This window comes from Pseudomonas sp. PA-1-6B, assembly GCF_021609545.1.
In the GTDB taxonomy this organism is placed as follows: Bacteria; Pseudomonadota; Gammaproteobacteria; order Pseudomonadales; family Pseudomonadaceae; genus Aquipseudomonas; species Aquipseudomonas fluorescens_BV.
In genome coordinates, this window is the sequence record NZ_WJZM01000016.1 from 76,075 (window position 1) to 96,993 (window position 20,919).

General features: G+C 60.4%; 21 protein-coding genes. 11 read left to right on the forward strand and 10 right to left on the reverse strand.

Translation table 11 applies throughout. The annotated features are described in order from the left end of the window. Positions 1–9: 9 nt before the first annotated feature. From GIV35_RS10545 to GIV35_RS10575, 7 genes are all read left to right on the forward strand, one after another. The gene (locus GIV35_RS10545; RefSeq protein WP_057975573.1) at positions 10–708 is read left to right on the forward strand and encodes a PspA/IM30 family protein; all 699 of its coding nucleotides are present in this window, start codon (positions 10–12) and stop codon (positions 706–708) included. Between the two features lie 156 nt (positions 709–864). Continuing rightward, positions 865–1,425 (forward strand): rhomboid family intramembrane serine protease, encoded by a 561-nt coding sequence (locus GIV35_RS10550; RefSeq protein ID WP_213152820.1) that lies wholly within the window; start codon positions 865–867, stop codon positions 1,423–1,425. A 72-nt stretch (positions 1,426–1,497) separates the two neighbouring features. Next, complete coding sequence (locus GIV35_RS10555) at positions 1,498–2,532, forward strand: ion channel (RefSeq protein WP_223023702.1); 1,035 nt, start codon at positions 1,498–1,500, stop codon at positions 2,530–2,532. After that, entirely contained in the window at positions 2,519–3,193 is a 675-nt protein-coding gene (locus tag GIV35_RS10560) for a DUF2491 family protein (protein WP_223023701.1), read from the forward strand. Before GIV35_RS10555 ends, GIV35_RS10560 begins: the two co-directional genes overlap by 14 nt. A gap of 15 nt (positions 3,194–3,208) precedes the next feature. Continuing rightward, a complete protein-coding gene (locus tag GIV35_RS10565; RefSeq protein ID WP_003194539.1) occupies positions 3,209–3,637 on the forward strand; it encodes a DUF350 domain-containing protein in 429 nt (142 codons plus the stop codon). Between the two features lie 18 nt (positions 3,638–3,655). Beyond that, the gene (locus tag GIV35_RS10570) at positions 3,656–4,366 is read left to right on the forward strand and encodes a DUF1190 domain-containing protein (RefSeq protein WP_034126869.1); all 711 of its coding nucleotides are present in this window, start codon (positions 3,656–3,658) and stop codon (positions 4,364–4,366) included. An 11-nt stretch (positions 4,367–4,377) separates the two neighbouring features. Then, positions 4,378–5,535: a glutathionylspermidine synthase family protein gene (locus tag GIV35_RS10575; RefSeq protein WP_105228691.1), complete on the forward strand. Its 1,158-nt coding sequence runs from the start codon at positions 4,378–4,380 to the stop codon at positions 5,533–5,535. Positions 5,536–5,666: 131 nt separating this feature from the next. Here GIV35_RS10575 and ycaC read toward each other — a convergent pair whose 3' ends face one another. From ycaC to exaC, 10 genes are all read right to left on the reverse strand, one after another. Next, positions 5,667–6,299: an isochorismate family cysteine hydrolase YcaC gene (gene ycaC, locus GIV35_RS10580; protein ID WP_014720109.1), complete on the reverse strand. Its 633-nt coding sequence runs from the start codon at positions 6,297–6,299 to the stop codon at positions 5,667–5,669. 450 nt (positions 6,300–6,749) lie between these two features. Next, a complete protein-coding gene (locus GIV35_RS10585; protein ID WP_034126892.1) occupies positions 6,750–7,520 on the reverse strand; it encodes a LexA family transcriptional regulator in 771 nt (256 codons plus the stop codon). Between the two features lie 211 nt (positions 7,521–7,731). Then, positions 7,732–8,259: an inorganic diphosphatase gene (ppa, locus tag GIV35_RS10590; protein ID WP_003176323.1), complete on the reverse strand. Its 528-nt coding sequence runs from the start codon at positions 8,257–8,259 to the stop codon at positions 7,732–7,734. Positions 8,260–8,368: 109 nt separating this feature from the next. Further along, positions 8,369–9,184 (reverse strand): zinc-dependent peptidase, encoded by an 816-nt coding sequence (locus GIV35_RS10595; protein ID WP_105228687.1) that lies wholly within the window; start codon positions 9,182–9,184, stop codon positions 8,369–8,371. Between the two features lie 6 nt (positions 9,185–9,190). Beyond that, entirely contained in the window at positions 9,191–9,847 is a 657-nt protein-coding gene (locus GIV35_RS10600) for a DedA family protein (protein ID WP_003194521.1), read from the reverse strand. 320 nt (positions 9,848–10,167) lie between these two features. Further along, on the reverse strand, positions 10,168–10,626 hold the full coding sequence (locus GIV35_RS10605) for a GNAT family N-acetyltransferase (RefSeq protein WP_014720105.1): 459 nt from the start codon (positions 10,624–10,626) through the stop codon (positions 10,168–10,170). Positions 10,627–10,715: 89 nt separating this feature from the next. Continuing rightward, on the reverse strand, positions 10,716–11,552 hold the full coding sequence (eutC, locus tag GIV35_RS10610) for an ethanolamine ammonia-lyase subunit EutC (RefSeq protein ID WP_034126894.1): 837 nt from the start codon (positions 11,550–11,552) through the stop codon (positions 10,716–10,718). Next, on the reverse strand, positions 11,549–12,943 hold the full coding sequence (locus GIV35_RS10615; protein ID WP_236264159.1) for an ethanolamine ammonia-lyase subunit EutB: 1,395 nt from the start codon (positions 12,941–12,943) through the stop codon (positions 11,549–11,551). Before GIV35_RS10615 ends, eutC begins: the two co-directional genes overlap by 4 nt. Positions 12,944–13,006: 63 nt before the next feature. After that, entirely contained in the window at positions 13,007–14,440 is a 1,434-nt protein-coding gene (gene eat, locus GIV35_RS10620; protein WP_003194515.1) for an ethanolamine permease, read from the reverse strand. A 156-nt stretch (positions 14,441–14,596) separates the two neighbouring features. After that, on the reverse strand, positions 14,597–16,117 hold the full coding sequence (gene exaC, locus GIV35_RS10625) for an acetaldehyde dehydrogenase ExaC (RefSeq protein ID WP_236264160.1): 1,521 nt from the start codon (positions 16,115–16,117) through the stop codon (positions 14,597–14,599). A 272-nt stretch (positions 16,118–16,389) separates the two neighbouring features. Here exaC and GIV35_RS10630 point away from each other — a divergent pair, with 272 nt between their 5' ends. From GIV35_RS10630 to GIV35_RS10645, 4 genes are all read left to right on the forward strand, one after another. Next, the gene (locus GIV35_RS10630) at positions 16,390–18,300 is read left to right on the forward strand and encodes a sigma-54-dependent Fis family transcriptional regulator (RefSeq protein WP_236264162.1); all 1,911 of its coding nucleotides are present in this window, start codon (positions 16,390–16,392) and stop codon (positions 18,298–18,300) included. Between the two features lie 208 nt (positions 18,301–18,508). Beyond that, the gene (gene mpl, locus GIV35_RS10635) at positions 18,509–19,858 is read left to right on the forward strand and encodes a UDP-N-acetylmuramate:L-alanyl-gamma-D-glutamyl-meso-diaminopimelate ligase (RefSeq protein ID WP_236264164.1); all 1,350 of its coding nucleotides are present in this window, start codon (positions 18,509–18,511) and stop codon (positions 19,856–19,858) included. Continuing rightward, a complete protein-coding gene (gene ubiX, locus GIV35_RS10640) occupies positions 19,855–20,484 on the forward strand; it encodes a flavin prenyltransferase UbiX (protein ID WP_032895136.1) in 630 nt (209 codons plus the stop codon). Before mpl ends, ubiX begins: the two co-directional genes overlap by 4 nt. Continuing rightward, entirely contained in the window at positions 20,477–20,761 is a 285-nt protein-coding gene (locus tag GIV35_RS10645; RefSeq protein ID WP_236264165.1) for a YceK/YidQ family lipoprotein, read from the forward strand. The genes ubiX and GIV35_RS10645 overlap by 8 nt, the downstream gene beginning before the upstream one ends. The last annotated feature ends 158 nt before the right edge of the window (positions 20,762–20,919 follow it).

The following is a 20,919-nucleotide window of genomic DNA, read 5'->3' on the forward strand; positions in this document are numbered from 1 at the left end:
GAAAATCCAATGACTCAGTCCATCTGGAGCAAATTGTTCACCGCGTTGCGTGGCGGTGCCAGCGAAGTCGGCGAATCGATCGTCGACCAACAGGCCCTGCGCATCCTCGACCAGGAAATTCGCGATGCCGACAGCGCCTTGGCCAACGCCAAGCGTGAATTGGTAAGCATCATGGCCAAGCACAAACTGGCGGCTGATCGCGTTGGCGAGTACGACGCCAAGATCAAAGACCTGGAATCCAAGGCGATGGCCGCTATCCAGGCCAACCGTGAAGACCTCGCCCTGGAAGTGGCCGAAGCCATTTCGACCCTGACCAACGAGCGGGACGTGGAGCAAAAGCAGACGACCGAGTTCGGTGGGTACGCTGAAAGCATGCGCAAAGACATCACCAAAGCCGAGAGCCGCATCAAAAGCCTGCGCCAGCAAGTGGACATGGCCAAGGCTCGCGACAGCGTGCAAAAGGCCCAGGTCAGTGCCTCCATTGCCAGCGGTGGTGCCAACGGCAAGCTGGAAACCGCCGTCGGTACGCTCAATCGCTTGCAGGCCAAGCAGCAGCAACGTGCCGCTGAGCTGCAAGCCCAGGATGAGCTGGCTGATGCGTCAACGGGCACGGACCTGGAACGCAAACTGCGCGATGCCGGCATCACGCCGAACGAAGGCAGTGCCAATGCGATTCTGGAGCGTCTGAAGCAAAAGTCGGCTGAGTAATCAACGCAGGTCAGTTAAGCCTGCAACTCTGTGGCGAGGGAGCTTGCTCCCGCTGGGCTGCGCAGCAGTCCTGTTTTTGGGGCCGCTTCGCGCCCCAGCGGGAGCAAGCTCCCTCGCCACAGTGGCAGTGCCTTTCTTTTGTATGTTGAGGTCAGGATGAACGCCTTGAAGGGTTTCAAGACAATCGCAGGCCTGGCCCTCTTCATGGTCGCGCTGCAACTGCTCAATGTGGCGACCGGTTACAGCCTCATGGCATTCGGGCTAATCCCGAGAACGATGCAGGGTCTGTTCGGCATCCTCGCATCACCGTTTTTGCACGCCTCCTTCGCCCACCTGAGCGCCAACCTGATTGCCTTTGTGATCCTGGGTTCTCTGGTCATCATCGAAGGGGTCAACCGGTTCATCGCCGTCAGTGCCATCGTCATTCTGCTGGGCGGCTTGTTGGTCTGGCTGTTTGGTTTTTCAGGCGTACACGTCGGCGCCAGCGGCTGGGTGTTCGGGCTATGGGCCTATCTGCTGTCTCGCGCCTGGTTTCACAGAAGCTGGGGCAACCTGCTAACAGCCGCTGTTGTGGCTTTGCTGTATGGCGGGCTGATCTTGGGCTTCCTTCCGCGGCAGGGCGTTTCCTTCGAAGGGCATCTGTTTGGTGCGCTCGCCGGATTTATTGCAGCCAAGGTACTTCTATCCACGCCGCGCAGCGGGTTTAATGCCGGGTGAACGCACTTGAGCATCCAGACGCCGAGGCGATGCTGTCGTCAGGATTCAAGTACCCAGGGAGCCAGGGGCCAAATGTCGATTTTCCTACTGTTACGCATGTACGCCTCGTCCCTCTTTCACCGCTTCGGTTGGGCAGGACTGATCGTTGCCTTGGGTGTCCACCTGAGCACGGCTTACCTGGGCCTGGTGTTGCTGGGCGAACAACACCTCACCGCTCCCGCCACGTTTATCTACTTCTACCTCACCACCACACTCACCGTCGGCTATGGCGACCTCGCGCCGCAGACCTCGGCGGGACGAATTTTCGTGGCGGCCTGGGTCATGCTCGGGGGCATTGCGCTGCTCACGGCCGCCATCGGCAAAACCACCAGCAGTGTTATCGATGCATGGAGAAAAGGCATGAAGGGCAAAGGTGATTTCACCGGCAAGGTCGGCCATACCGTGCTGATCGGCTGGGAGGGCGCGTCCAGCGAGCGGGTGATTGAGTTGTTGCTGCAAGACGAAACCTCGAACGACAACCTGATCGTGATCTGCGATTGCAGCCTTGAAGAAAACCCGATGCCGGGCAAAGCAGCGTTCATCCGCGGCGAAAGCCTGTCTTCCACCGCACTGTTGCTGCGTGCCGGTGTGCCCGGTGCCGAGCGTGTGCTGGTGCGAACCCCGTCTGATGACCTGACGCTGGCCACCGTGCTGGCGGTGAATCAACTGAGCCCCGTCGGGCATGTGGTCGCCCACTTCAACGAAAGTGAAATCGCTGCACTGGCCAGCTCCTACGCCCCGCGCCTGGAATGCACGTCCAGCATGGCGATCGAAATGCTGGTGCGCGCCTCCCAGGATCCGGGGTCGTCGGTGGTCATCAATGAGTTGCTGTGCGTGGGGCAGGGCGCCACCCAGTACCTGATGAAATTGCCCGATGCCTTTGAGGCAACGTTCGGCGAGCTGTACACGCAGATGAAGGAGCGCCACAACGCCACCCTCATCGGCTATCGCGCCAAAGGCGTTCAGCAGCCGTCGATCAACCCGCCCAGTGCCACACAGGTCAAAGGCGGCGAACTCTTCTACATCGCTTCCACTCGCCTTAAGGAAATCTCCCATGGGATGGCTTAAACAGTTGATGGGGCTTGAGGCCCCCAAAGCCACTACCGACTCGAGCCGAACCGCCAGCCCAAGCCTGCCTGCTACCGGTCCTTTGGGCCTGGCGCCGGGCAAGGGCGTGATGTTCGACACCACCCTGAAATTGCTGCTCGATGAAAAAACCAACGTGGTGATCCCCGGCTCCCAGGAAATCTGGAGCAATGGCACCATCGATCTTGGCCAGTCCACCTGGCTGTCGCGTTATTACATGAACGACGAAGATTATTGGTTGCAGGTGCACACCACCGGCCAGATAGCGGGCCAGGTCGAGTCAGTGATTCTGTTCAACTACCTCAGCTACGTCACCATCAGCAGCGAAGCGGAACTGCGCAGGCTCGCGGGCCCACAGAGCCTGATCGGGCTGCCGACCTACACCCACGACGGCGTCGAGTACTTCCGGGAGTGGGGCAGCGAGAACGGCCAGACCGAATTGGTGGCGATGAGCGAACAGGTCACCAGCCCAGAAGCCACTTACAGCGTCGAGCACCGTTCGATGCTATACGCCCGCGACACCGGCCTGACCGACCGTCGAGAGTTCCTGCTGTTCTCCGTCGAAGAAGATGCCGAAGGCACCATCAGCCTGAGCACATCCCTGGGCATTTCGCTGTACACCACCGACCTGACTACGCTCTAAAAAAGGAAGCCGTCCATGCTAGAAGCACTCTCCATCTCCCTCAACAAAGCTGCGGTGCTCGGCTTTGTCCTCTACATCCTGGGGGCTGCGGTACTGTTCGCGCTGTTCCAGTTCATCTACACCCGCATCACCCCGCACAAGGAGTTCGAACTGATCCGTGCGGGCAACACCTCCGCAGCGGTCGCCCTGGGCGGTGCCATCGTCGGTTTCGCCATTCCGGCCAGCAACGTGATTGCCTACTCGATCAACGTTCTCGACTTCATCGTCTGGGCCGTGATCGCCGCCGTCGTCCAACTGCTGGCGTTCCTGCTGACCAGCCTGGTGCTCAAAGGCACGTCCGAGCGCATCAAGAAGGGCGAACTGGCAGCCGGTATCTACGTGGCCGCGGTGGCCATCAGCGTCGGCATGCTGAATGCCGCGTGCATGACGCCCACCTCGAACTGATTGCGCACGGAGCTCCCGATGAAACGAAGCAAGTACGTCCAGCTGTCGCTGGCTGCGTCGGTCGCCATGGCGATATCCGGCTGCGGCCCAACGGAAAAAACCTACGACCTGCAAAAGAAGTACAACTTCCAGTCGGTACAGCAATGCGCCGATGAAAAGCTTCCGGTGGACGTCTGCTCGGACGCCTACATGACGGCCATGGCCGAGCATCGCCGCATTGCGCCGGTGTATGACAGCCAGGCCGATTGCGACGCTGACTTTGTCGCTGATTGGTGCCAGCAAGACTCCACCGGCAAATTCATCCCGCGCTTGGGCGGTTTCGAACTGACCGCCGAAGGCCAGGTGACCCAATCCCAGGTCGACGCTGCCAATGCGCAAGCGGCCAACGCTCAGGCCAGCGGCGGCGGCTCAGGCTTCTCCACCAGCAGCCTGCTGACCGGCTTGCTGATCGGCAACATGCTGAGCAACAACCGCAACAGCTACCGTTCGGAACCGGTGTACCGCTATCGCGATGATCGTGGCAACTATGGCAACTCGACGCTCAACCAACGCGTCTCCAATGGCGCGACCTTTGGCCGCTCCAACCAGGCCCGGTACGGCAGCAGCAATTACACCAACACGCTGCGCTCTTCACCTAAGTCGAGCTCGGTTTCATCGGCCACCTCCCGCGGCGGCTTCGGCAGCAAAGCCAGCGCACGCAGCGGCTGGGGCGGCGGGTCGAGCAGCTAAGGACACCGGCCATGAAGAAGATCCAATGCGCAGAGCGTCATGACTGGAAACACACAGCCGAGAGTCTTGGCTTCCTGTTCCATACCATCGACGACGAACCTTACTGGGACGAAAGCGCGTACTACCAGTTCACGCTCAAGCAAATCGAGCGCGACCTCGAAGACCCGACCACCGAGCTCCATGACATGTGCATGGACCTCGTCGCCCGCGTGGTCCACAGCGAAGAACTGCTTGAACGCCTGAGCATCCCCGCGCCTTTCTACGACATGATCCGAACCTCATGGCTCGAAGGTCACCCGCACCTGTACGGGCGCATGGACTTCTCCTACAACGGCAGCGGGCCCGCCAAGTTGCTGGAGCTCAACTACGACACCCCCACCAGCCTCTACGAAGCAGCCGCGTTTCAGTGGGGCTGGCTGGAACAATGCATCGAACGCGGCCTGCTGCCCAAGCACGCCGACCAGTTCAATAGCATCGACACCAAACTGCACCAGGCCTTCGCCCAACTGCAGGTCAGCCAGCCGTTCTACTTCGCCTCGATGAAAGACTCCATCGAAGACAAAGGCACCACCGACTACCTGCGTCTGGTTGCCGAAAAAGTCGGCATCGAATCGCGCCACATCGACGTCGAAGACATCGGCCTGACCAGCGAAGGCCGCTTCGTCGACCTTGAAGATCGCTGGATCCCCCACCTGTTCAAACTGCACGCCTGGGAGTTCATCTTCCACGAGCCCTTTGGTGCCGCGATTGCCCAGAGCGACACGCAGTTCTTCGAACCCGCGTGGAAATCCGTCCTCTCCAACAAAGGCATCCTGCCGCTGCTGTGGGAATTCAACCAAGGCCACCCCAACCTGCTCGCGTCCCACCTGGACACCGACCCAGGCAAGGCCGTGCCAAAAGGCTGGGTGCGCAAGCCGTTCTTCTCCCGGGAAGGCGCCAACATCGAACTACAAACCGCCGACGGCCTGATCGTAAAAGAAGACGGCCCCTACACGGATGCGCCATTCATCCTTCAGGAGTTCGCACCGCTGCCGAAATTTGGTGACAGCTACACGCTGATCGGCTCTTGGGTAATTGGCGACCAGGCCGCTGGCATAGGTGTGCGAGAGGACAATAGCTTGATCACCAAGGACTCAAGCCGGTTTCTGCCGCACTTGATCCTGGATTAAGGAAGTTGATCGTTCCCACGCTCCGCGTGGTAATGCACCCAGTGACGCTCCGCGTCACCCACACGCATCTCAATCTACGCCCATAAAAAAGCCTGCCTTTTCAGGCAGGCTCAATACGGAGCATGGCAGTCTTAGCTCTGGCGAGCAGACAGGGCCGAGTAGCTGTTCATCAAATTGCGATAGTTAGGAATCCGCTGGGACAACAAATTCCCCAGCCCTTCGATATCGTTGCGCCAGTCGCGGTGCAACTCACACGCCACCGAGAACCAGTTCATCAACTGTGCACCGGCCTGCGTCATCCGGCTCCACGCGGCCTGCTGCACCGTGGTGTTGAACGTGCCCGACGCATCCGTCACCACAAACACCTCAAACCCTTCCGCCAGCGCCGACAACGTCGGGAACGCCACACACACATCCGTCACCACACCGGCAATGATGATCTGCTTACGCCCGGTGGCCTTGATCGCCTTGACGAAATCCTCGTTGTCCCAGGCGTTGATCTGACCAGGGCGAGCGATATACGGCGCGTCCGGGAACATCTCCTTCAACTCCGGCACCAGCGGGCCGTTAGGGCCTTGCTCGAAACTGGTAGTGAGGATGGTCGGCAAGTTGAAGAACTTGGCCAGGTCAGCCAGGGCCAGCACGTTGTTCTTGAACTCGTTGGGCGAGAAGTCCTGCACCAGGGAGATCAGGCCGGTCTGATGGTCGACCAGCAGAACAATGGCGTCGTCTTTGTTCAAGCGGTTGTAGGTTGCAGTGCTCATGGTTGAATCCTTTTTTTGTTTAGGTTGGTTGGGCGTTGCGTTCAACATGGGCACAGATTAATGGGTGGGTGACGGGGGATAAATCGGGTGGGAGGAGTCTTACTGTCAACTTAAGGTGGACAATGGTTAAGGCGCGATTTCAGGCCTCAGGTCGCTGCGCAGAACAGGAATGAATTGTCTGCCTCAATGACATTGATTGAAGGGTGGGCCAGCAGCTGTTGGGTAATTGGAACTGTGTTTTACGGGCATTAAAAAGCCGGCTTGTGGCCGGCTTCTCGGGGACTGCCTCAGCTTGTTTTTGACAAACCTCACCAGCCTTCAAATCGCTCAGCCCACATTGCGTCAGGCTGAATAGTAGGGGCATCCGCGGGAACTCCTCCGCTTCGCCAGCAGGGTGTCAGCTAAAAGCGACCCCTGCCAAATGTGCGGCGCATGATACCCACATTCACCTCAGTTGCCCACCTCCGGTTCCGATTTAGAGCCTTCCCAGCCCAGCAGGTGTTCATCCAGCGGCACCGGTGGGCGGCGGTTGTTGAGGGTGGACCACCAGAATACCCAGCCGACGATCTTGAAGCTTTGTTCGAAGCGTTCCTCATGGTTGAGGTATTCGTCCGGGTGTTCGCTGGCGTTGTGGCTGCGCATGCGCAGGCCGCCGCCAGGACGGTTGTAGAGGTATTTGATGCGCAGCATGCCATCGTGTTCGACGGCGTAGATTTCACCGTCGATGATTTGGGTGCGGCCTCGGTCGATGGCGAGGGTGGCGCCTTGTTGGATGATGTCGATCATGCTGTTGTCGACCATGTAGGCGCCTATCGCGCGGTCGGGGTTGACGTTGAGGGTTTCCAGATTGTGCAGGGAGACGCGGATGCGTTCGGTTGAGGTGAAGGTGGGGTGGAGAGGAATCTCCACGTCGGTTTTTTCCGGGCGGCAGGCGGGGCCTGTGAGGTATTTGCCTGTGTCTTCGCGGGTGGTTGCAATCCTTGCGATGGGGCCTTCCAACAGGTAGTTGGCGGGCGGGTGTTTGGGGCCTTTGCCGTCGCTTAACCAGCGACTTGAGACGCACAGCAATTCTGCGATCTCGTTGAGTCGGCCCATGGGGACGCCGCGTTTGAACCAGTTGTTCACGTGCTGAGGCGTGACGCCGCGGTTCTTGGCGAAGTCGGAGGCGGAAAGATGAACTTCCCGTAGTAGTGCTTTTAAACGATCACCTGATGTATTCATAAACGCAGAGTTTACTGGCCGGAAAGTCCCATCAAATAAACCATGCGTTGATTTGCAGTTGTAGGATCTGGCTTAGTTATGGCTCGATCTTTCATATGTGCAACTTGGTTAAACGCTGCAACTAAACATTGAACTTAATGTTTAGTCTCGCCCATAAAAAAGCCCCGAATTAACGGGGCTTTTTATTTGCCGTGGCAATGAGGCGCGGGTATCAGCCTTTGTAGGCGGCAACCGACTTCATGATCTCGGCGCGGGCGGCGTCTGCGTTGCCCCAACCGTCGATCTTCACCCATTTGCCTTTTTCGAGGTCTTTGTAGTTCTCGAAGAAGTGCTTGATCTGTTCCAGCAGCAGTGGCGGCAGGTCGGTGTATTCCTTCACGTCCACATACAGCTGGGACAGCTTGTCGTGTGGCACTGCGATGACTTTGGCATCGCCGCCGCCGTCGTCGGTCATGTTCAGGATGCCGACTGGACGGGCGCGGATAACCGAGCCTGGGGTGACCGGGTAAGGGGTCACGACCAGCACGTCGAGGGGGTCACCGTCGTCAGCCAGGGTGTTGGGGATGAAACCGTAGTTGGCCGGGTAGAACATCGGGGTGGCCATGAAACGGTCAACGAACAGGCAGTCGCTGTCTTTGTCGATTTCGTATTTGATCGGCGCGTGGTTGGCCGGAATTTCGATGGCGACGTAGATGTCGTTCGGCAGGTCTTTGCCAGCCGGAATCTTGCTGTAGCTCATTGGGCGTTGCCCCCGTTAGTTGGCCATATGACATGGCCGGATTGGCCTAAAAGTGGCGGCGATTATAGGCATATTCTGACGCCGATGCCATGCGCCAAGCGTCGTACGGTCATTCGCCCTGTGGCGAGTAGCGCGGGTCGCTGGCTTGCAGTTGAATCAGGCGGGCCAGGGGATCCTGGCGATAAAAGCGGCTGAGTTGGGCGTACACCTCTGGATAACTATTGACCAGTAAATCCGGGGCGCTGAAGAAATATTCACTGGTGACGGCAAAGAATTCCGCCGGGTTTTCCGCAGCGTAAGGGTCTATCTCGGTCTCGGCATCCGGGTTGGCGTCCAACTGGCGGTTGAGGTCATCGAAGGCGCCTTGCATGACGCAGGCCCAGTCCTGCACGCGCATGTCATGGTGCAGAGGTGGCAGGCCGTTGGCGTCGCCGTTGAGCATGTCCAGCTTGTGCGCCAGTTCGTGGATGACCAGGTTGTAGCCTTCCCATTGGCCGCTGGCGAGCACACCAGGCCAGGCGAGGATCACCGGGCCTTGTTGCCAGGCTTCGCCGCTGTGTTCGCCGTCCCATTCGTGCTCCACGCCACTGGCATCGCGATGGCGTTGCGGGCTGAGGAAGTCGTCGGGGTACAGCACGATCTCATGGAAGCCCTGGTACCAGTCGAGGTCGCCCAGGTTCATCAGCGGCAATTGCGCCTGCGCGGCGAGCAGCAGGCGTTGTTCCTGGTGCAGTTCGACGCCGGGCAGGGCGGTGAGGTGTTTTTCGCTGAGGAACACCACGCAGGCTTCGCGCAGCCACTGGTCTTGCTCCGGCGTGATGCCGTCGAGGAAGGTCAGGTGGTGGCGCACCCGTTGCCAGGTGTCATCGGCAATCGGGTGCTTGGCCAGCAGGCGCCGGCGACGCCAGGCGCTGAGGGACCACACGGGGGGTCAGTGCGGGTTGGCTTCGGAGGACGTGCGGCCAAAGCGGCTGCGCACTACGCCAATAATCATCGGCACCAGGGACAGCAGGATGATGAACACCACCAGCAGCGACAGGTTCTTCTTGATAAAAGGCACGTTGCCGAAGAAGTAACCCAAGGTCACCAGGCCACCGACCCACAGGATGGTGCCCAGTACGCTGAAGCCGAAGAAGCGCGGATACGGCATCTTGGCCACGCCCGCGACGAACGGCGCGAAGGTACGCAGGATCGGCAGGAAGCGCGCCAGGGTCACGGTCTTGCCGCCGTGCTTGTCGTAGAAGTCGTGGGTTTTTTGCAGGTAGTCGCGGCGGAAGATCTTGGAGTTCGGGTTGCTGAACAAGCGCTCGCCCGCCGTTCGTCCGATCACGTAGTTGGTGCTATCGCCGAGGATGGCCGCCAGCATCAGCAGGCCGGCCAGCAGGACTGGGTCCATACCGCCGCCAGCCGCTACAGCACCGGCGATGAACAGCAAGGAGTCGCCCGGCAGGAAGGGCATGACCACCAGGCCGGTTTCGCAAAAAATCACCAGGAACAGAATGGCGTAGATCCACGGACCGTAATTGGTTACCAGCATGTCGAGGTAGACGTCGAGATGCAGGATAAGGTCGAGCGGGTTGAAATCCATGGATGGCACCTGTGTGAATAGCCCGACTCAGCGGGCTTGTGCGGAAGCTCAGGCAATAAGGCTACAAGTAATTGTCGCGGTTCTTACAACCCTGAAAGGTCGGCATTATACGGATTGAGAGGTGAAAAGCGTGTGGCTTTTGTAGCGGGGAGTGTCGCGAAATTGTGAAGGGGTTGGGCTTCAAGCCAGTCGCCGGATCAAGACACAAGCTGGCTTGCCTGCGATAGCGGTGGGTCAGTATGAGAAATGCTCGCTGACACTCCGCCATCGCAGGCAAGCCAGCTCCCACAAGGATATTGCGGTGTCTGGCTGACTGGTTTTCAGTCTTCGTTGATCGGCAACACGTAGTTTTTGAATTCGGTGTCTTCGCGAAACCCAATCGATTCATAGGTCTTCTGCGCCACGTCGTTATCGCTGCTGGTCGATACCCGCAGCCGCACCGCGTGGGTGTCCTTGGCCATTTTCTTGGCCGTGCGCATCAGGTTGTCGGCCACCAGTTGCCGGCGTGCGTCCTCGGCCACATAGATGTCGTTGAGGATCCACACCCGCTTGAGCGACAGCGAAGAAAAACTCGGATACAGCTGGCAAAACCCCAGCAGCCGCTTGTCGTCATCGTCGGCCAGGGCCAGGTAGATCACCGACTCCTTGCGCCGCAGGCGCTTTTCCAGGAAGGCCCGTGACGAGTCCGGGAACGGCAAGGCCCCGTAGAACTCGCGGTATTTGACGAACAACGGGGTCAACAGGTCCAGGTGTTCCAGGGTCGCTTGAGTAATCCGCATGCCAGGCCTCAACTTCCAAATGGGGTATGACCACACGAGCGGCCGTGACTCGATGCTGCCTAATGACGCCAAAAAGCGCAATCGTGCCGCTAGCGGTCATCCGCCGGGCTGAGCAGGAAATTGCCCTTCATCAGGTCCGGGTCGTCGGATTCGAGGGTCTGAACCTGCGCCTCATCCTTGAGATTGACCCCCGACAACTGCCGGCGACACGCCTCTCGCATCAAGTACAGCAGGCGATGGGCCGCCATGCCATAACTCAAGCCCTCCAACCGCACATTGGAGATGCAGTTGCGATAGGCATCGGTGAGGCCGACCTTGGGGTTGTAGGTGAAATACAGGCCCAGGCTGTCCGGCGAGCTGAGCCCCGGCCGTTCGCCGATCAGGATCACCACCATCTTGGCGCCCAGTAGCTGCCCGATTTCATCGGCCACTGCCACGCGGCCTTGCTCCACCAGGATCACCGGTGACAAGGACCAGCCTTCGGCGTGGGTCTGTTCTTCCAGGCGCGCCAGAAACGGCGCTGTATGTTTATGCACGGCCAGTGCCGACAGGCCATCGGCCACCACGATGGCTAAGTCCACACCACCGGGCTGGGCCAGGGCGTAGTCGCGCAGCGTTTGCGCCGACTCATCGCTCAGGCGTCGCCCAAGGTCCGGGCGTTGCAGGTAGATGTGCCGGTCCGTGGCGGCGCTGTGCAACAACAGGCTGTCTCGGCCACGTTCGGCCAGTTGGTGGCTGAGCCCGGCGTGATCGAAGGGCAGGTGCACCGCGTCCCGCGCCTGGGCATGGGCAAACTGGAAGTCCAGTTGGGCGCTGGTGGGAAGGCTGGTGCCGGTGCGGCCCAGGGCAATACGCGCCGGGGTCAGGCGGCGCAGTTCCAGCCACGGGTTGTCAGGCAATTCTGGTTGCACGGTCGGCTCCTTCATCCCAATTGCGCCAAGGCGTGGCGAAAGGCCGGTGGCAGGCTGTTGCCAAAGTGCACCTTGCCATCACCCTGCGTGAAGATGCCCATTTTCGCCAGCCACTGCTCGAACTCCGGCGCCGGTTTTAAACCCAATGTTTGCCGCGCGTACAGAGCGTCGTGGAACGAGGTGGTCTGGTAGTTGAGCATGATGTCGTCGGAGCCGGGAATGCCCATGATGAAGTTGATGCCGGCCACGCCGAGCAGGGTCAGCAGGGTGTCCATGTCGTCCTGGTCGGCTTCGGCGTGGTTGGTGTAGCAGATGTCGCAACCCATGGGTACGCCCAGCAGCTTGCCGCAGAAGTGGTCTTCCAGGCCGGCGCGGATAATCTGCTTGCCGTTGTACAGGTACTCCGGGCCGATAAAACCGACCACGGTGTTCACCAGAAACGGCTTGAAGTGCCGCGCCACGGCGTAGGCACGGGTTTCACAGGTTTGCTGGTCGACGCCAAAGTGCGCATTGGCCGACAAGGCGCTGCCCTGGCCGGTTTCGAAGTACATCAGGTTCTGGCCCAGGGTGCCGCGCTTGAGGCTCAAGCCCGCGTCGTAACCTTCCTGCAGCACGTTCAGGTTGATCCCGAAACTGGCATTGGCCGCTTCGGTACCGGCAATCGACTGAAACACCAGGTCCAGCGGTACGCCGCGGTTGATCGCTTCGATGGAGGTGGTGACGTGGGTGAGCACGCAGGCCTGGGTGGGGATTTCGTAGCGCTGGATGATCGCGTCCAGCATCTCCAGCATGGCGCAGATCGAGGCGATGCTGTCGGTGGCCGGGTTGATGCCGATCATGGCGTCGCCGTTGCCGTACAGCAGGCCGTCGAGAATGCTCGCGGCGATGCCGGCCGGTTCGTCGGTGGGGTGGTTGGGCTGCAAGCGCGTGGACAAGCGCCCGCGCAGGCCCAGGGTGCCGCGAAACTGGGTGACCACGCGGATCTTCTGCGCCACCAGCACCAAGTCTTGCACGCGCATGATCTTGGACACGGCCGCGGCCATTTCCGGTGTCAGCCCTGGCGCCAATGCGCGTAGGGTATGTTCATCAGCCGCATCGCTGAGCAGCCAGTCGCGCAGGCCGCCGACGGTGAGGTGGCTGACCGCTGCAAACGCCTGTTTATCGTGGGTGTCGATGATCAGCCGGGTGACTTCATCGCTTTCATAAGGAATCAGTGCTTCCTGCAGGAAGTGCTTGAGCGGGATATTCGCCAGCGCCATCTGCGCCGCCACACGTTCGCCGTCATTCTGGGCGGCGACACCGGCGAGGAAGTCCCCGGAGCGTGCGGGGCTGGCCTTGGCCATTACGTCCTTGAGGCTGTCGAAGCGGTAGGTTTGAGCACCCACCGCGTGGGAAAAGCTTGCCATACAGTGTCTCCTTGATGACGCGGGCCTGCTGTGGGCAAGACGCCGCGTCGAGGTTTTCGGCAGTTAGTGCAGGGCGGCCTCTGCGGCCTGGATCGCCGCGAATTCCTCTTCCGGCGTGCCTGCTACCAAGTGATGCCGGCTGTAGAAAGCAAAGTAAGCAATTAATACTCCATAGATGATCGCCGCGCCAATCACCACGCGCGGGTCCACCAGAAAGCCCGCCACTACCGCCACGCAAGCCAGCACCAGCGCCACGCCTGAGGTGAAGATGCCACCCGGCGTGCGGTATGGCCGCTCCATTTTAGGGCGACGAATGCGCAGGGTGATGTGGGCGGCCATCATCAATACGTAGGAAATGGTGGCGCCAAACACCGCCACCAGGATCAGCAAGTCACCCTGGCCGGTCAGCGACAGGCCAAAGCCGATAATCCCTGGGATTACCAGTGCCAATACTGGCGCCTTGCTCTTGTTGGTCTCGGACAATTTGCGCGGCAGGTAACCGGCACGGGACAAGGCAAAGATCTGCCGCGAATAGGCGTAGATAATCGAGAAAAAGCTTGCGATCAAACCGGCCAGGCCGACCAGGTTGACGAAGCTGCCCATCCAGGTGGAACCGCCGTAGGACAACGCCAAGGCTTCAACCAGCGGGTTGCCGGACTTGATCAGCGCGTAAGTCCCCGCACCGCCTGGCGCGATCACCAGGATCAACAGGGCAAAACTGGTCAGCACCACAATCGCGCCGATCAGCCCGCGCGGCAGGTCGCGCTTGGGGTTCTTGGTTTCTTCAGCGGCCAGCGGCACGCCTTCCACCGCCAGGAAAAACCAGATGGCATAAGGGATCGCGGCCCACACGCCGACGTAGCCGAACGGCAGGAAGCTGCTGGCGCCCTTGGCCTCGGTCACGGGTATATCCAGCAGGTTGGCGACGTTGAAGTGCGGCACCATCGACACCAGGAACACGCCCAGGGCAATCGCGGCGACAGCGGTGATCACGAACATCAGCTTCAAGGCTTCGCCCACACCAAAGATGTGGATGCCGATAAAGATGATGTAGAACGCCAGGTAGATCATCCAGCCGCCAATGCCGAACAACGACTCGCAATAGGCGCCGATAAACACTGCGATGGCGGCGGGGGCGATGGCGTATTCGATAAGGATGGCAGTACCGGTGAGGAACCCGCCCCAAGGGCCGAAGGCGCTGCGGGCAAAACCGTAGCCACCGCCAGCAGTGGGGATCATGGAAGACAGCTCGGCCAGGGAAAAGCACATGCACAGGTACATGGTGGCCATCAGCAAAGTGGCGAGGAACATGCCGCCCCAGCCGCCTTGGGCCAGGCCGAAGTTCCAGCCGGCGTAATCGCCGGAAATAACATAGGCGACGCCAAGGCCAACCAGTAGTACCCAGCCGGCGGCGCCTTTTTTCAGTTCGCGTTGTTGAAAATAATCGGTGCCGACTTTTTCGAAGTCGACAGAAGAACCAGTGGGTTCGCTAGGCATGGGAAGTACCTTTGATTGTTATTGTTTTTAACTCGGCATCTGTGTGCCGAACGAGGTAGCAATTACTGGCGAAGTTCAAGTGTAGGAGCGGGCAAGCCAGCTCCCACACTTGATTGCATTTCAAGTTGGGAGCGGGTTGCTTGTTAAGAGGCTAAGTTAGAAAAAGCCCAACGGATTAATGTCGTAGCTCACCAGCAAGTTCTTGGTCTGCTGGTAGTGATCCAACATCATCTTGTGGGTTTCACGGCCCACGCCAGACTTCTTGTAACCACCAAACGCGGCATGCGCCGGGTACAGGTGGTAGCAGTTGGTCCACACGCGGCCGGCCTTGATCGCCCGGCCCATGCGGTAGGCGCGGTTGATGTCGCGGGTCCACAGGCCGGCGCCCAGGCCGAACTCGGTGTCGTTGGCAATCGCCAGGGCTTCGGCTTCATCCTTGAAAGTGGTGATGCTTACCACCGGGCCGAAGATTTCTTCCTGGAACACACGCATGTCGTTGGTGCCCTTGAGCAGGGTCGGCTGGATGTAATAACCGGTGGCCAGGTCGCCCGTGAGCTTCTCGACCTTGCCGCCGGTGAGCAATTGCGCGCCTTCGCCCTTGGCGATTTCCAGGTAGGACAGGATCTTGTCGAACTGTTGCTCGGACGCTTGGGCGCCGACCATGGTGTCGGTGTCCAGCGGGTCACCACGCTTGATCGACTCGACCTTCTTCATCACCACTTTCATGAAGTCGTCGTAGATCGACTCTTCCACCAGAGCGCGGGAAGGGCAGGTGCACACTTCGCCCTGGTTGAAGAACGCCAGCACCAGGCCTTCGGCGGCTTTTTCGATAAATGCAGGTTCCGCTTTCATGATGTCGGCGAAGAAGATGTTCGGCGACTTGCCGCCCAGCTCGACCGTGGACGGAATGATGTTCTCGGCCGCGGCATGCATGATGTGCGAGCCCACAGGCGTTGAACCGGTAAAAGCGATCTTGGCGATGCGCTTGCTGGTGGCAAGGGCTTCGCCAGCTTCCTTGCCGAAACCGTGCACCACGTTCAGCACGCCCGGTGGCAGCAGGTCGCCGATCAGCTCCATCAGCACGCTGATGCCCAACGGCGTTTGCTCGGCTGGCTTGAGCACCACGCAGTTACCGGCGGCCAGGGCCGGTGCGAGTTTCCACGCGGCCATCAGCAGTGGGAAGTTCCACGGGATGATCTGACCAACCACACCCAGCGGTTCGTGGAAGTGGTAGGCGGCGGTGAGTTCGTTGATTTCCGCGCTGCTGCCTTCCTGGGCGCGGATGCAGCCAGCGAAGTAGCGGAAGTGGTCGGCGGCCAGAGGGATGTCGGCGTTGAGGGTTTCACGCACGGCCTTGCCGTTGTCCCAGGTTTCGGTGATGGCCAGCAGTTCGAGGTTTTGCTCGATGCGGTCGGCGATTTTCAGCAGTACCAGCGAGCGGTCCTGGGCGCTGGTTTTGCCCCAGGCGTGCGCGGCGGCGTGCGCGGCGTCCAACGCCTTGTCGACGTCTTTGGCGGTGGAGCGCGGGAAGTCGGCAATCGGCTTGCCGTTGACCGGCGAGGTGTTGGAAAAGTAGTTGCCATCGACCGGCGCCACGAACTCGCCGCCGATGTAGTTGCCGTACTTGGCCTTGAACGAAACGATGGCGCCTTCAGTACCGGGGTGTGCATAACGCATGGTGGGCATCTCCTGCTTTTATGTTTATTGGAGTACAGCGCTGCGAGCGCGTTATAAAGCGTAGAGCAAAGGTCGGGCCATCGCCGTGCGGGCCAGCAGAATCAAGAGGTTGGGCTTTGTTGCAAAGCTTTGCCGTGGCGGGAGTGATACAGGCAGGGTGACAGTTTGTGCCACAAACGATACAGCCTGTGACCGGTGGGTCGGGCCGGGATTGCAATGGTCGGATGGCTGGGGGATGCTGGGCGTTCTCACGCAGGGAGAATAATAAGAACATGCATAACGATCATTTCAGTCGCCATGCCCAGCAAGTCTTGACCGTCACCCGTGGCCAAGAGCTTTCCCAAGGGCCTGGCAGCGACCCGTCCATCGCACGCTCCTGGCTGCGCTGCGTGGAGGATTACCACCTCGACCCGGCGCTGACCATCGCGCCCACCGTGCTCGAGCACGGGCGCTTGCTGGAAAGTCGCGAGCGCCTGCGCCAAGTGCTGCACATCGCCGGCAGCGAAATGAACAGCCTGCACCAACAACTCTCCGGCGCCGGTCATGCGGTGCTGCTCACCGATGCGCGTGGGGTGATCCTCAACTGTGTCACCGCGCCGTCCGAGCGCAAGATCTTCGAGCGCGCCGGCTTATGGCTGGGCGCTGACTGGAGCGAAGCCTGCGAAGGCACCAACGGTATCGGCACCTGCCTGGTGGAACGGCAGTCGTTGACGATCCACCGTGACGAGCATTTTCGCGGCCGTCATACCGGGCTGACCTGTTCGGCCAGCCCGGTGTTCGACCCTCATGGTGAATTGCTGGCGGTGCTGGATGTGTCCTCGGCCCGCGAAGCCGTGTCGCGCCAGAGCCAGTTCCACACCATGGCGCTGGTGAACCTGTCGGCCAAGATGATCGAAAGTTGCTACTTCCTGCGCCACTTCGAACACCACTGGCTGCTGCGTTTTCACCTGCAGGCCGAGTCGGTCGGGTTGTTCAGCGAAGGCTTGCTGGCGTTCGATGGTGAAGGGCGCATTTGTGCGGTCAACCAGAGCGCTCTGAACCTGTTGGGGCAGCTACGCGGCGGCTTGGTGGGCCAGCCGGTGGAAGCATTTTTCGACTGCTCCCTGGATCAGTTGCTGGGCCGGGCCAGCGCGAATGCCACGGCCAGTTGGCCGCTGCGTACCCGCGATGGCCGGCCTCTGTTTGCAGCGCTGCGAGGCCAGCCGCGCAGTGTGCCGGTACCCATCATCAAGCCGCAGGCGCCACGGCCTTTGGGTATCTGCGTGGGCGACCCGGCGTTGCAAAATGAGCTACGCAAGGCCTCGCGAGTGTTCGAGCGCGACGTGCCCTTGCTGATCAACGGCGAAACCGGCTGCGGTAAAGAAGCTTTCGCCAAGGCCGTGCATCAGGGTAGCCAGCGGGGCGATAAGGCCTTTGTTGCGCTGAACTGTGCGGCGATTCCAGAAAACCTGATCGAGAGCGAATTGTTTGGCTATCGCGCCGGCAGTTTCACCGGCGCCCTTAAAGAAGGCATGCGCGGCAAACTGCAACAGGCCGACGGGGGCACGTTGTTTCTCGACGAAATCGGCGACATGCCCCTGGCGTTGCAAACCCGCCTGTTACGGGTGCTGGAGGATCGCCTGGTGGTGCCTATCGGCGGCGAACCTCAAGCGGTGAACGTGCGCATCATCAGCGCCACGCACCGAAATTTGCTGGAGCGCGTGGCCGATGGCAGCTTTCGCGAAGACCTGTATTACCGCTTGAACGGCTTGGAAGTGGCCCTGCCGCCGTTGCGCGAACGCAGTGACAAGTCGCAACTGTTGGACTTCCTCCTGGCCCAGGAAGCGGGCACCGAGCAGGTGATGCTGGACGAACCTGCGCGCCAGGCCTTGTTAGCATTCCAATGGCCCGGCAACCTGCGGCAGTTGCGTACGGTGTTGCGCACGGTAGTGGCGCTCTGTGAGGGCGGGCGAGTCGGTCTTGAAGACTTGCCGGCCCTGATTCGCCAAGCGCAGCCGCAAGGGGCGAGGGTGGATGCGCCGTGCGTCTCGCCGCTGGAGAACGCCGAGCGCCAGGCATTGCTCAACGCGTTGGCGCAGCAGCGCTGGCATATGAGCCATGTGGCTGAACAGTTGGGGGTCAGTCGCAATACGCTGTACCGCAAGTTACGCAAACATGGCATTTCACGGGACGCCATGCAGTAAGGGGCGCTGTCGGAGTAACCTGATTATTGCGAACTGCTCGTTTTTTGTCTCACGCGCTACCTTGAAAGACGCTGAGCTTAAAAACGCCGGCAGCGCGGTTTAAGACCTCCCTTGTGCCGGATCCTACCGGCGAGCGTTTCGTGCTCAGCTAAAGCGTGCGAACTTTCCCACCCTACGCTAACCTGCCTCGATGTTTACGAGGTCAACTATGCACATTCATATTCTGGGTATCTGCGGTACGTTCATGGGTTCGATGGCGGTTCTGGCCAAAGAGCTGGGCCATCACGTAACAGGCTCCGATGCCAATGTTTATCCACCCATGAGCACGCAGCTACAGGCGCAAGGGATTGAGCTGACCCAAGGTTACGACCCTTCGCAATTCGACCCTGTGCCGGACCTGGTCGTCATCGGCAACGCCATGTCTCGCGGTAACCCGGCGGTGGAATACGTACTGAACAAAGGCTTGCCTTACGTCTCCGGCCCCCAGTGGCTGGCGGACCATGTGCTGCAGGGCCGTTGGGTCCTGGCAGTGGCCGGCACTCACGGCAAGACCACCACCAGCAGCATGCTCGCCTGGGTACTGGAGCATGCGGGCATGAGCCCGGGTTTCCTGATTGGCGGTGTGCCGCAGAACTTCTCGGTATCGGCGCGCCTTGGGGAGACGCCGTTTTTTGTGATCGAGGCCGATGAATACGACAGCGCCTTTTTCGACAAGCGCTCCAAGTTCGTCCATTACCGCCCACGCACGGCGATCCTGAATAACCTTGAGTTCGATCACGCGGATATCTTCGCTGATCTGCCGGCGATTGAGCGCCAGTTCCACCACTTGGTGCGCACTATCCCAAGTGAGGGCCTTGTCATTCATCCCACCACCGAGCCTGCGTTGCAGCGTGTGATCGACATGGGCTGCTGGACCCCGGTGCAAACCACCGGCGCGGACGGGCAGTGGCAGGCGAGGTTGCTCAGCGAAGACGGTTCGCGGTTTGAAGTGCTGTTCGAAGGCCAGCCCCAAGGCATCGTCGATTGGGGCATGACCGGCCAACACAACGTGGCCAACGCTTTGGTGAGCCTGGCTGCCGCTCGGCATGTTGGCGTGGTGCCAGCCATGGGCATTGCCGCCTTGAGCGCGTTCAAGAGTGTGAAGCGGCGCATGGAGAAAGTCGCTGAAGTAAATGGAATTACCATCTACGACGACTTTGCCCACCACCCGACCGCAATTGCCACCACCCTGGATGGCCTGCGCAAGCGCGTCGGCGATGCGCAGATCATTGCCATCGTCGAGCCGCGCTCCAACTCCATGAAGCTGGGCGCGCACCGTGATGGCCTGCCCGAGAGCGTCAACGATGCCGACCGGGTGGTGTGGTATGCGCCGGCCAACCTCGGCTGGGATTTGCCCGCGATTGCTGCGCTATGCACCGTGCCCTCCACAGTCTGCGATTCGTTGGAAGGCATCATTGAGCATGTGAAATCCTTGGCCCAGCCCGGCACCCACGTGGTGGTCATGAGCAACGGCGGCTTTGGCGGCCTGCACGGCAAGCTGGCCGAGGCACTGAAATGAGCGGGCCGGAACGCATCACCCTGGCGATGACCGGCGCATCCGGTGCGCCCTACGGCTTGCGCCTGCTCGACTGCCTGGTGCGTGAAGACCGTGAGGTGCATTTTCTGATCTCCAAGGCGGCGCAATTGGTGCTGGCGACTGAGACCGATGTCGCGCTGCCTTCCAAGGTGCAGATGATGCAGGCATTCCTCACCGAGTACACCGGCGCAGCGGCGGGGCAGATCAAGGTCTACGGCAAAGAGGACTGGATGTCGCCGGTAGCCTCAGGCTCCGGTGCGCCAGCGGCGATGGTGGTGGTGCCGTGTTCCACCGGCACCTTGTCGGCGATTGCCACGGGCGCCTGCAACAACCTGATCGAACGGGCGGCGGATGTGACCTTGAAGGAGCGCCGCCAGTTGATCCTGGTGCCGCGCGAAGCGCCGTATTCGAGCATTCACCTGGAGCACATGCTCAAGTTGTCGAACATGGGCGTGACCATTCTGCCCGCGTCGCCTGGCTTCTATCACCAGCCGCAGACCATCGATGACCTGGTGGACTTTGTGGTGGCGCGCATTCTCAACCTGTTGAACATTCCCCAGGACATGTTGCCGCGTTGGGGCGAGCACCATCTGGGCGGCGATGAATAAAACACTGCTGCTGTTGATGGCACTGCAACTCACCGGCTGTGCCACCGCGCGCACGCTGGATGCCGCGCAACCGGGCGCCCCGGTGGTGTATGCCGGCACACGCCTGGATCTGTACGCGATCAATGGCGGCTGCTGCGCCAAGGACCGCTTTGGTGCCGAGGCCCCGAGCTACCCCCATCTCGACCTGCCGGCCAGCGCGTTGCTCGATACCTTATTGTTGCCACTGTCGGTGTTGACGGTGCTGGGTGTGGGCTTCAACGCCACGGGCGGGCTGTAAGTTAGTGGCTGCCTGGGCCGGCCCCATCGCGGCATAGGTATCTACACAACTTCGGCACGACGCTAAATCTGTGGCGAGGGAGCTTGCTCCCGTGACGGCCTGGCAGCCGACACAGATATAACTGATGCCCCGCGATCCAATGTGGGAGCTGGCTTGCC

Bases quoted from the DNA above. Each gene is read 5' to 3' on its own strand.
- GIV35_RS10560 (WP_223023701.1), top strand. From the start codon at position 2,519: ATGGGATGGCTTAAACAGTTGATGGGGCTTGAGGCCCCCAAAGCCACT.
- GIV35_RS10550 (WP_213152820.1), top strand. From the start codon at position 865: ATGAACGCCTTGAAGGGTTTCAAGACAATCGCAGGCCTGGCCCTCTTC.
- eutC (WP_034126894.1), bottom strand. From the start codon at position 11,552: ATGAAGGAGCCGACCGTGCAACCAGAATTGCCTGACAACCCGTGGCTG.
- GIV35_RS10615 (WP_236264159.1), bottom strand. From the start codon at position 12,943: ATGGCAAGCTTTTCCCACGCGGTGGGTGCTCAAACCTACCGCTTCGAC.
- GIV35_RS10570 (WP_034126869.1), top strand. From the start codon at position 3,656: ATGAAACGAAGCAAGTACGTCCAGCTGTCGCTGGCTGCGTCGGTCGCC.
- GIV35_RS10630 (WP_236264162.1), top strand. From the start codon at position 16,390: ATGCATAACGATCATTTCAGTCGCCATGCCCAGCAAGTCTTGACCGTC.
- GIV35_RS10545 (WP_057975573.1), top strand. From the start codon at position 10: ATGACTCAGTCCATCTGGAGCAAATTGTTCACCGCGTTGCGTGGCGGT.
- GIV35_RS10585 (WP_034126892.1), bottom strand. From the start codon at position 7,520: ATGAATACATCAGGTGATCGTTTAAAAGCACTACTACGGGAAGTTCAT.
- GIV35_RS10565 (WP_003194539.1), top strand. From the start codon at position 3,209: ATGCTAGAAGCACTCTCCATCTCCCTCAACAAAGCTGCGGTGCTCGGC.
- GIV35_RS10605 (WP_014720105.1), bottom strand. From the start codon at position 10,626: ATGCGGATTACTCAAGCGACCCTGGAACACCTGGACCTGTTGACCCCG.
- eat (WP_003194515.1), bottom strand. From the start codon at position 14,440: ATGCCTAGCGAACCCACTGGTTCTTCTGTCGACTTCGAAAAAGTCGGC.
- GIV35_RS10575 (WP_105228691.1), top strand. From the start codon at position 4,378: ATGAAGAAGATCCAATGCGCAGAGCGTCATGACTGGAAACACACAGCC.
- ubiX (WP_032895136.1), top strand. From the start codon at position 19,855: ATGAGCGGGCCGGAACGCATCACCCTGGCGATGACCGGCGCATCCGGT.
- ppa (WP_003176323.1), bottom strand. From the start codon at position 8,259: ATGAGCTACAGCAAGATTCCGGCTGGCAAAGACCTGCCGAACGACATC.
- ycaC (WP_014720109.1), bottom strand. From the start codon at position 6,299: ATGAGCACTGCAACCTACAACCGCTTGAACAAAGACGACGCCATTGTT.
- GIV35_RS10645 (WP_236264165.1), top strand. From the start codon at position 20,477: ATGAATAAAACACTGCTGCTGTTGATGGCACTGCAACTCACCGGCTGT.
- exaC (WP_236264160.1), bottom strand. From the start codon at position 16,117: ATGCGTTATGCACACCCCGGTACTGAAGGCGCCATCGTTTCGTTCAAG.
- GIV35_RS10600 (WP_003194521.1), bottom strand. From the start codon at position 9,847: ATGGATTTCAACCCGCTCGACCTTATCCTGCATCTCGACGTCTACCTC.
- mpl (WP_236264164.1), top strand. From the start codon at position 18,509: ATGCACATTCATATTCTGGGTATCTGCGGTACGTTCATGGGTTCGATG.
- GIV35_RS10555 (WP_223023702.1), top strand. From the start codon at position 1,498: ATGTCGATTTTCCTACTGTTACGCATGTACGCCTCGTCCCTCTTTCAC.